This window comes from Streptomyces sp. NBRC 109706 (genome assembly GCF_000974485.1).
GTDB lineage: Bacteria > Actinomycetota > Actinomycetes > Streptomycetales > Streptomycetaceae > Streptomyces.
This window is the reverse complement of record NZ_BBOM01000005.1, coordinates 795,566-804,635: the sequence shown is the minus strand read 5'-3', so window position 1 is coordinate 804,635 and position 9,070 is coordinate 795,566. Positions and strand designations below refer to the sequence as shown.

The window sequence follows — 9,070 nt, the reverse complement described above, 5'->3', positions numbered from 1 at the left end:
CGCGCGCAGACCGGCCGTGGCACGCCGGGGACTGCTGCCGGGGCGGCGGGTGTTCGCCTCCCTGGTCTGGGGGGTTGCCCTGGTGACGCTGATCGTCGGCTCGGTCCGGCTCGTCGGCGTCGTGCTGCCGGGCGGCGACCAGGGCGAACCCGTGGCCGCCCCGGCGCCCACCGCGCCGCCCCCCGAACCCGAACCCGAGCCGGAACCCGAACCCGAAGGGCCGGCGGAGCCCACCGAGGAGCCGACCGAGGAGCCCGAGGAGGAACCGGAGCCGGACCCCGAGCCCGATCCCGCCCCGCCGCCGCCCCCCGACCCCGACCCCGAACCGGACCCGGATCCGGAGCCCGACCCCGAGCCCGATCCGGACCCGGAGCTTCTCCGCGAGGAGGACGGCCTCCCTCAGGACGGCGGCGTCTACGCGCTTCAGAACGCCACCAGATGCCTGGACGTGCCGAACAGCACCACCGAGGTGGGCGGACCGATCCAGCAGTGGAACTGCAACGGCAGCGACGCCCAGCAGTGGCTGGTCGGCGGGACCGACCAGCCGGACACCTTCACGCTGTCGGCCATGGGCAACTGCCTGGACCTGCCGTTCGGCAGCACGGAGCACGGCATCGACATGATGATGTGGCACTGCAACGGGTCGGAGCCCCAGAAGTGGCGGATCGAGCCACTCGGCGACGGCGCCGTGCAACTGGTCGCGGTCCTCAGCAACTACTGCCTTGAGGTGCCGAACGCCTCCGTGAGCCTCGGCGAGAAGGTCCGCCAGTGGGGGTGCAACGGCACCCCCGCCCAGACCTGGCGCCTGCACCGCCTCTGACGCCGCGTCAGCGGCGCTGCCGCTGTGGCTCGCCGAGCGGCCCGACGGCGAGCAGGACGCGGTAGCTGTACGCCTCGGCCGGCTCGCCGACCCGCAGCCCGTCCGCCTCCACCCAGGCGTGCGCGGCGAACGGCGGTGTCCTCACGCCGCTGCACCAGGTCGGCCGGACCCCCGCATCCGGCACAGCAGGAAGGTGGCGAGGGAGCGCGGCAGGCAGAACGTGCCCGCGCAGGAGGTGCTGGCCGTCGTCACCTCGGTGCGGGCGCGCAGCGCCTCTTGGTGCGTGGCGGGCACCGCGCGGCAGCGCAGCAGACGGAGGTGTCGAGGACCTGGCTCATGCGGCGCTTCCCCCGCCCGTCCCGCGTCCGGCCTCGACCGGCCGGTCGCCGCCCGGCAGGGCATGGCTGAGGAGGCCCTTGGCGCAGGTCAGGCATCGACCGTTGCGGTGGACGCGTACCGCGGAACCTGGCGGTTCAATCGTGGTGATCATCATAATGTCGCTTAGCGCGACCCCGGGTTACTTTCCTTCGGTGACTGTCTCCCAACTCCCCGTAGAGTTAAGCCCTCTGACCTCGTCCGCCGCACTCACCCAGCTGCTGTTCGACGCGCGGGACGACCTCCACGAGCCGTGGCGTCGCCTCTTCGGCTCGGCCGCGTTCGCCTACCAGGAGGGACTGACCCACCAGGAGCGCACGGAGCTGTCGTACCGGCGGCTGCGTGTGGTGAACGCGGCGCTGTCCGACCCCTGGGCCCTGGCCGGTGACGCCGAGGCGCTGAGCGCGCTGCACGAGTGGGCCGGGGTGGCGGACGCGGGGCTGACGACGATCCTCAGCATCCACTACAACCTGTTCCTCGGGAGCCTGCGCGAACACGACCACGGCGACCGGGATCTGGGGCCCTACCTGCGGATGGAGCGGGTCGGCACCTTCCTCTGCACCGAGCAGGCGCACGGGAACGACGCGCCTCAGCTCCAGACCACGGCCACCCTCGATCGGGTCACGGGCACCCTCACGCTCGACACGCCGACCCCGGGGGCACGCAAGTGGATGCCCAACACATCGAGCGTCGGCGGCCCGAAGGACGCGCTGGTGGCGGCTCGGCTGGTGATCGACGACGCGGACCACGGCGTCTTCCTCTTCCTGACGCCGCTCACCGACGCGAGCGGGCGCCATCTGCCGGGCGTCGAGGTCGAACCGCTCCCGCAGACCGCCAGCAGTCCCGTGGACCACTGCGCCACCTCGTTCCACGGCGTCCGACTGCCCTGGACGGCCATGCTCCAGGGCGACCACGGACGCCTGACGCCCGAGGGCGGGTTCACCTCCTCCCTGGGGAGCTCCCGCAAACGGTTCCTGCGCTCCATCGGCCGGGTCACCGCCGGCAAGCTCTGCATGAGCGGCTACAGCCTCGGCACCATGCGGCACGCCCTGACGGTCGCCGTGCGGCACGCACACCAGCGGGTCACCTCGGGCATGACCAGCGGACAGCGGGTGCCGCTGTTCGCGCACCGCACCCACCACGCCCCGCTCGTGGAAGCGCTGGCCACGACCTACGCCGCCACCCTGCTGCACCGTGCCGTGACACGGCGGTGGGCGCAGGCGGCGGAGGCCGAACGCGAGGACACCGAACGGCTGGTGGCCATCGCGAAGGGCTGGATCACCTGGCAGGCCAGGCAGGTGATGACCGAGTGCCGTGAGCGGTGCGGGGCGCAGGGACTGCTGCTCTCCAACGGGATCGCGGGCCAACTGGCGGCGAACGAGGGCACCATAACCGCCGAGGGCGACAACACGGTCATCTGGGTCAAGGCCGCCGGGGAGATGCTGCTGGGCGGCTTCTCCCCGCGGCCGGTCAGCCAGGTCCCGCCCGCCGGCCGCTCGTTGCTGGACCCGGAGCATCTGCTCGACCTGCTGGCCGATCTGGAGCGCATCAGGCACGAGCGGGCCCGCACCCGGCTGCGCACCCGGCGGGCCGGCTCGCCCCTGGAGCGCTGGAACGGCGCCTCTACCTCCGCCCTGGCCCTCGTGGACGCCCACGTCCACCGGCTGGCCGCCGCCGAGCTCCTGGCCGCCGCCGAAGGCACCACCGCGCCCGGCGCGGTGGTGCCGCTGCGGGATCTGCAACGGCTGTTCGCGCTGCGCTATGTGGCCGCGCACAGCGGCGAACTGCTGGCGCACGAGCGGCTCACCACCGAGCAGGTGCGCCAACTGCCGGAGACGGTCGAGTCGGTCATCGGCGCCCTGATCCCCCAGGCCCTGGCGCTCACCGAGGCGTTCGACACACTCGATCAGCTGACGGGCCGTCACCCGATGCTGCACACCGGAGCGGCCTCCAACTGACCGGCGCGGTCGCGCCCCTGGCCCGTTCGACGGTCGTCGGGGGCGGGGCCGTGGCCGGTCCCCACCGGACCACCCCTGGCCAGGCACAACTGCTCCGCCAGCCGTCCGCAATCGCCGACGATCGTCACGCGGTGGGCAACCGAGCCGGCCCTCTGGTGATCCGGCGAAGCGGCCTCGACTGTTAAGATCATTACGCTTTTCAGCGGGCTGACGATGCGTCACGCACGTGCGGGGGACAGCCACAGCAGCCCCATCGTGAAGGAGCGATCGTTGATCTCCCGGTAAGGCTTGCGACCGCACGGCGGCGGTGGCTTTTCCGGGGTTCACCCACCGATCGGTCTCCGGACGCGAGGCGACTTGAAGAGAGTCTCATGACGTCTTTGTTAGGGGATCCACTCCTGTGGGTCCTACTCGTGGTGCTCATCGCTGCGGTTTTCGCAGTGACACGAGCGCGGAGAACCAATATCCAGCTCAGGGCGAGCAACAACGTCCTGACCGGCGACCTGACCACCGTGCAGGGCCAGCTCGCCGAACTCCGGGCGGTCCACTCGTCGGCGAGCTCCCGGCACACCTCCGATCTTGAGGAGGTACGCAAGGACGCCGAGGCGGCGACCAAGGCCACCCTGAAGTCGGCCGTCGGCACGCTGGCGACCCTGGCGGAGGAGCAACTGGCCCTGTTGGACGAACTCCAGCAGAAATACGGTGACGACCGTGCCTACCTGGCCGACCTGATGCTGGTCGACCACACCGGCAGCCAGTTCAGCCGTCGCACCAAGGGCATCTCGGTGCTCTGCGGCGGCTGGCTCGGCCGGCGCGACCGCGACGCCTCGGTGTACGACGTGGCGCGCAGCGCCCAGGGCCGGATCCGCAGCTTCGAGCGGGTGCGAATCCACTCGCAGGCCAACGTCGCCGTCAGCAACCGGGCGGTCGAACCCATCGCCATGGTGCTGGCCGAACTGCTCGACAACGCGACCAAGTACAGCGCCCCTGGCTCGCCCGTCGAGATCAACATCCAGGTCGTCCCCACGGGTATCTGCCTGATCGTGGACGACGCCGGCCTCGGCATGGACCAGGAGACAAAGGCCCGCGCCACGTCCCTGCTCACGATGGGCGGGGCCGTGGACATCACCAGCCTCGGTGACCCGCCCAAGTTCGGCTTCGCCCTCTCGGGGAAGCTCGCCACCCACTACGGATTCCATGTCTCCGTGGACGCCGTCTCGCCCTACGGCGGCGTGCGGGCCGTGATCCGGGTGCCGGAGAGCCTGCTGACGGCGGAGGTCCCGGCCCCCGCGGCCGTCGTGCTCGACCGATCCGACAACGACGAGGCGGAGGAGGTCAAGCCGACCCCGATCGCCTCCCTGGTCGTCGGGCAGACGGCCGGGGGCCTCCCCAAGCGCCGCCGGCGCCGCAACGGGGCCGTCAGCGTGGTGGCCTCGCCCCCCAACCCGTCGTCCGAAGCGGACGGAACCAGCGAGGAGACGGCTACACGCCTCAAGGCGTTCGCTCGCGGAACCATGCTCGGCCGAGACTCAGACAACGCGGAAGGACCTCAGAGCCAGTGAGCGCCAATCTGTCCTGGGTGTTGAACGACGTGCTCGAAGTACGTGGGGCACACCACGCCATCCTTGTCTCGGCGGACGGTCTGCTCATGCAACGCTCCGACGGTATCGGCCGTGACGACGCCGAACGGAACGCCGCCGCGATGAGCTCGCTCCAGTCGCTCTGCCGCAGCGTTGCCTCCTTCGTCGGTGAGGGCGGGCTGTGGAAGCAGACGCTGATCGAGTTCGACGGTGGATGGATCTTCCTGATCGCCGGCGGCCGGGGCTCCTACCTCGCCGTCTCCACCACCCTGGACGTCGATATGGAGGCGATGTCGATCCGGATGCAGAAGACCGTGAGCGCGCTGGCCAAGGCGATGAGCGCGGAGCTGCGCGAGGCCACGGGCGCGGACGCATGACCTGGCCTCGCGAGGACACCCCAGGGACCAGCGGCTTCGTCCGCTCCTACGTCATCACGGGCGGCCGTCGCCTCCCCTCGGAAAGCGAGCTGGCGCTCCACGCCCTGGTCTGCCTGGCCCCCGACCGGAAGCTGCCGCGCGGGGCCAGCCCCGAGGTGCGGGCCATCTGGGAGCTGTGCGAGGGCGGCTACCTCTCGGTCGCCGAGGTCGCCGGGCATCTGGGACTGCCGGTCGGCGTCACCCGGCTGCTGCTGTCCGACCTGTCCGACCAGGGCCACCTCCTGCGCCGCGCCGAACCGGCCCCGGCCCAGCGCGTTCCCCGACCGATTCTCGAGAAGGTTCTTCATGGACTCGAAGCCCTCAACATCGGCTAACTCGACGGTGAACCGTTCCATCTATGTCTCGGACGAAGTGACCACCGCCGCGAAGATCTTGGTGGTGGGCCACTTCGCCGTGGGAAAGACGACCTTCATCGGGTCCCTGTCGGAGATCGCTCCCCTGCGCACGGAGGAGAAGATGACGCAGGCGTCCGTGCACGTGGACGACCTGCGCGGGGTGCCGAACAAGGCAACCACCACCGTGGCCCTGGACTTCGGCCGGCTGACCCTGAGCGACGAGTTGGTCCTGTACCTGTTCGGCACCCCGGGGCAGCAGCGCTTCGTCCAGGTCTGGGAGGACATGGCCCGCGGCGCGCTCGGCGCCCTGCTGCTGATCGACCCCGCACGCCTGGAGGAGACCTTCCCGGTCATCGATCTGATCGACGAGTACGGCCTGGAGTACGCGATCGCCGTCAACGCCTTCTCCGATCCGGAGAGGTTCGACGAGGCGGAGATCCGCGAGGCTCTCGACCTGCTCCCCGACACCCCCGTGGTCTACTGCGACGCGCGGAACCGGCGCTCCTCCACCGACGCGCTGATAGCCCTGGTCCGTCATCTGCTCGACCGCGTGGCCTGACCCCCCTCCTCGGACCACGGCCCGGGCCCTCAAAGGACACAAAGATGGACGCTCACAACTCGAACGCCGCCGGCGCGGCCAGATGCCCCATGTACGACGCCGACTTCGCCGCCGCACCGGAGAAGGTCTACAACTACATCAGGGAACACGGCCCCGCCGGCCCCGTCGAACTCGCTCCCGGCGTCGAGGCCACCCTCGTCGTCGAGCACGAGACCGCCAGGCGGGTGCTCCAGAGCCCCGGCCTGTTCGCCCGCGACGGGCGCCGCTGGACCGCGCTCAACGAGGGCCGGATACCACTCGACAGCCCCGTCCTGCCGATGATGGCCTATCGGCCCAACTGCCTGTTCACGGACGGTGCCCAGCACCTTCGGCTCCGCAAGGCGGTCACGGAGAGCCTCGATCGGCTCAACGTGGCGCGGGTCAGGCGTGACGTCGAGCCGATCGCCGCCTATCTCATCGACCAGTTCAGCGAGTTGGGCCGGGCGGATCTGGTCAACCACTACGCCAAGCTGCTGCCGATGCTGCTGATCAACAAGCTGTTCGGCTGCCCCCCCGCCATCGGCGACCGGGTGACGACCGCGATGGCCGACATGTTCGACGGCCGGGACTCGCTGCGGGCCAGCGAGGAACTGGCCGACTGCTTCCTGGAGTTGGTCGCGCTCAAGCGCCGCAGCCCGGCCGAGGACATCACCTCCTGGCTCGTCCGGCACTCCGCCGGCCTCAGCGACGAGGAGTTGAAGGACCAGCTGGTGATGCTGATCGGCGCCAGCGTGGAGCCCGAGCGCAACCTCATCGCCAACACCCTGCTCCTGCTGCTGGAACGGGGCGGCGACGACGGGCCGAGCATGGGGATCGAGGACGCCCTCGACCGCGTGCTGCTCAACGACCCGCCGATCGCCAACTACGCGACGCACTTCCCGTTGCAGGACGTCGATCTCGGCGGGGTGCTGGCGCCGGCGAACACGCCGGTCGTCATCAGCTTCGCCGGAGCCAACAGCGACCCCGCCCTCGCCGAGGCCGGTCACGCCCACGGCAGGAGCGCCCACCTCGCCTGGGGAGCCGGCCCGCACGCCTGCCCCGCCAAGAGCCTCGCCCAGGTCGTCGCGGTCACCGCCATCGAGCAGCTCCTCAACGCGCTGCCTGACATCGCCATCAGCGAGTCGGCGGGCGAGCTCCAGTGGCGTCCTGGGCCCTTCCACCGGGCCCTGGCCACGCTGCCCGTCGAGTTCGCTCCCGCCCCGGCCACCCGGACGGCGTCGGCGTACCGGCCCACCCCCACACGTTCGGTCGCCGCGCAGCCGGTGCCGCGCGTGCCGGCGCCCGGCACGCCGGGCACACCTGGCGCGTCCGACCGGCCGAAGAAGGGGTTCTGGAGCAGTTTCCTTGAGATCTTCCGCGTCTGACGCGCCGGCGGTCTCGCGGAAGGGGGCCTGCCGTACCCGCCAGCGGGTACGGCAGGCCCCCTTCCGGTCTCTCCTCCGGTCTCCCGGTGTCAGACGCGTTCCATTCGCCACGCCTGGCCGATGCTGCCGTTGCACGTCCACTGGCGGATGTCGGCCCCGATGTCGGCCGACCCGCCGGCCACCTCAAGGCAGAGGCCGTTGACCCGGGAGACGAGCTGGACGGTGCCGTCGCCCAGCGGCTCGGCGAGCCACTTCTGGGGGCGCAGACCGTTGCACGTCCACATCATGATCTTCCGGCCCAGTTCGCTGGAACCGTTGGGCACATCAAGGCAGTTACCCATGGACATCAGCGCGAAGTAGTCCGGCTCGTCGGACATGCGCAGGCTCCACTGCTGGGCGCCGGTGCCGTTGCATTCCCACTGCTGGAGCAGCACCTTGGTGTCGGAGCTGCTGTTCGGCACGTCAAGACAGCGGTCGTCGGCGGTGGTTGCCACCAGGGAGTAGATCGCGCCGTCCTGCGGCACGAAGGCGGGCTCCTCCTGGAGCGGCTCGGGCTCGGGCTCGGGTTCCGGCTCCGGCTCCGGGTCGGGCTCCGGCTCGGGCTCCGGCTCGGGCGCCGGCGGAGGGGGCGGTTCGGGCTCGGGCTCTGGTTCCGGCTCGGGCTCCTCGGGCGGTTCCGCCGGCCCTTCGGGTTCGGGTTCCGGCTCGGGTTCGGGTTCGGGGGGCGGCGCGGTGGGCGCCGGGGCGGCCACGGGTTCGCCCTGGTCGCCGCCCGGCAGCACGACGCCGACGAGCCGGACCGAGCCGGTGATCACCGCCACCAGGGCGACCCCCCAGACCAGGGAGGCGAACACCCGCCGCCCCGGTAGCAGTCCCCGGCGTGCCACGGCCGGTCTGCGCGCGAAGGCCGCCGCGAACTCACGGTCGGACTGTTGTCGCTTTCGTATCATCGGCGCCTCGCTGTCGGTGGTGTCAGGGCCCACCTGCCCAGCCTGCCACTCGCGATCGCGTCCGAGCGGCGCGTCTCATCACAACTGGGAAAACGTTGCCCGATGCGGCGTCAGATGCCAACCCCACGAAGGGGGCTGGGCGCTGGCGCGGCACGTGCCGAGGGGCGGTGGCGTCCCGGTGGGGAGCGGCACCGCCCTGTGGTCAGGGGCGATCGGCCTCCAGGCGCTGTCTCACAGCCGGCCACTCCGCGCGCAGCACACTGTAGAAGATCGCGTCCCTTGGTGACGTGTGGGTCCTCGCCGGGGATGACGGGCGCCTCATCGGGTGCACCACCGTTCAGGAACAGACTCCCCCGTGGGGCTGGACGGAAGAGGAACTGAACGAGCCGGCGCACTACCTGTACACGACCGTAACCGATCCCGCCTACCGCGCCATGAAGCCGGGAACGTTGTTGGCGCTCTGGGCGGTGAACCGGCAGCGGAGCAGGGGCGTACATGGGTTCGCCGTGGCTGCCACTTCCCGGGGTTGGTGAGGTACTACGAGACCCAAGGGTTCGAGTTGGTGCACGAAGTGCAGCGCACGCGCACCAAGGTCTATCTCATGGGCCGCCGTAGGCCCCTGTGGACGTGTATTTCACGGGGGCTGCTTCCGT

Annotated in this window: 11 protein-coding genes; 8 read left to right on the top strand and 3 right to left on the bottom strand. The window is 70.8% G+C overall.

Features of this window, described 5'->3' with window-relative positions; genetic code table 11:
* The first annotated feature begins 16 nt into the window (after window positions 1–16).
* On the top strand, window positions 17–820 hold the full coding sequence (locus tag AOM46_RS08585) for an RICIN domain-containing protein (RefSeq protein ID WP_158920301.1): 804 nt from the start codon (window positions 17–19) through the stop codon (window positions 818–820).
* 7 nt (window positions 821–827) lie between these two features.
* On the opposite strand, the gene AOM46_RS36010 is transcribed toward AOM46_RS08585, so the two are convergent.
* Both AOM46_RS36010 and AOM46_RS36005 read right to left on the bottom strand, forming a co-directional pair.
* Window positions 828–965: a lasso peptide biosynthesis protein gene (locus AOM46_RS36010; protein ID WP_370592663.1), complete on the bottom strand. Its 138-nt coding sequence runs from the start codon at window positions 963–965 to the stop codon at window positions 828–830.
* Window positions 962–1,114, bottom strand: a complete 153-nt coding sequence (locus AOM46_RS36005; protein WP_370592662.1) for a lasso peptide biosynthesis protein — start codon at window positions 1,112–1,114, stop codon at window positions 962–964. The genes AOM46_RS36010 and AOM46_RS36005 overlap by 4 nt, the downstream gene beginning before the upstream one ends.
* A 236-nt stretch (window positions 1,115–1,350) precedes the next feature.
* On the opposite strand from AOM46_RS36005, the gene AOM46_RS08580 reads away from it, so the two are divergent.
* From AOM46_RS08580 to AOM46_RS08555, 6 genes are all read left to right on the top strand, one after another.
* On the top strand, window positions 1,351–3,153 hold the full coding sequence (locus tag AOM46_RS08580) for an acyl-CoA dehydrogenase (protein ID WP_062207622.1): 1,803 nt from the start codon (window positions 1,351–1,353) through the stop codon (window positions 3,151–3,153).
* Window positions 3,154–3,524: 371 nt separating this feature from the next.
* Entirely contained in the window at window positions 3,525–4,715 is a 1,191-nt protein-coding gene (locus tag AOM46_RS08575; protein WP_078856609.1) for an ATP-binding protein, read from the top strand.
* Entirely contained in the window at window positions 4,712–5,110 is a 399-nt protein-coding gene (locus AOM46_RS08570; RefSeq protein ID WP_062207620.1) for a roadblock/LC7 domain-containing protein, read from the top strand. Before AOM46_RS08575 ends, AOM46_RS08570 begins: the two co-directional genes overlap by 4 nt.
* Window positions 5,107–5,484 (top strand): DUF742 domain-containing protein, encoded by a 378-nt coding sequence (locus tag AOM46_RS08565; protein ID WP_062207618.1) that lies wholly within the window; start codon window positions 5,107–5,109, stop codon window positions 5,482–5,484. The genes AOM46_RS08570 and AOM46_RS08565 overlap by 4 nt, the downstream gene beginning before the upstream one ends.
* Window positions 5,456–6,064: an ATP/GTP-binding protein gene (locus AOM46_RS08560; protein WP_062207617.1), complete on the top strand. Its 609-nt coding sequence runs from the start codon at window positions 5,456–5,458 to the stop codon at window positions 6,062–6,064. The genes AOM46_RS08565 and AOM46_RS08560 overlap by 29 nt, the downstream gene beginning before the upstream one ends.
* 44 nt (window positions 6,065–6,108) lie before the next feature.
* The gene (locus AOM46_RS08555) at window positions 6,109–7,467 is read left to right on the top strand and encodes a cytochrome P450 (protein WP_234313680.1); all 1,359 of its coding nucleotides are present in this window, start codon (window positions 6,109–6,111) and stop codon (window positions 7,465–7,467) included.
* A gap of 89 nt (window positions 7,468–7,556) precedes the next feature.
* On the opposite strand, the gene AOM46_RS34550 is transcribed toward AOM46_RS08555, so the two are convergent.
* The gene (locus AOM46_RS34550) at window positions 7,557–8,417 is read right to left on the bottom strand and encodes an RICIN domain-containing protein (protein ID WP_199823934.1); all 861 of its coding nucleotides are present in this window, start codon (window positions 8,415–8,417) and stop codon (window positions 7,557–7,559) included.
* A gap of 287 nt (window positions 8,418–8,704) precedes the next feature.
* On the opposite strand from AOM46_RS34550, the gene AOM46_RS08545 reads away from it, so the two are divergent.
* The gene (locus AOM46_RS08545; RefSeq protein ID WP_234313679.1) at window positions 8,705–8,950 is read left to right on the top strand and encodes a GNAT family N-acetyltransferase; all 246 of its coding nucleotides are present in this window, start codon (window positions 8,705–8,707) and stop codon (window positions 8,948–8,950) included.
* The last annotated feature ends 120 nt before the right edge of the window (window positions 8,951–9,070 follow it).

Excerpts from the sequence above, each read along its gene's own strand:
- AOM46_RS08575 (WP_078856609.1), top strand. The coding sequence starts at position 3,525 with ATGACGTCTTTGTTAGGGGATCCACTCCTGTGGGTCCTACTCGTGGTG.
- AOM46_RS34550 (WP_199823934.1), bottom strand. The coding sequence starts at position 8,417 with ATGATACGAAAGCGACAACAGTCCGACCGTGAGTTCGCGGCGGCCTTC.
- AOM46_RS08560 (WP_062207617.1), top strand. The coding sequence starts at position 5,456 with ATGGACTCGAAGCCCTCAACATCGGCTAACTCGACGGTGAACCGTTCC.
- AOM46_RS08565 (WP_062207618.1), top strand. The coding sequence starts at position 5,107 with ATGACCTGGCCTCGCGAGGACACCCCAGGGACCAGCGGCTTCGTCCGC.
- AOM46_RS08555 (WP_234313680.1), top strand. The coding sequence starts at position 6,109 with ATGGACGCTCACAACTCGAACGCCGCCGGCGCGGCCAGATGCCCCATG.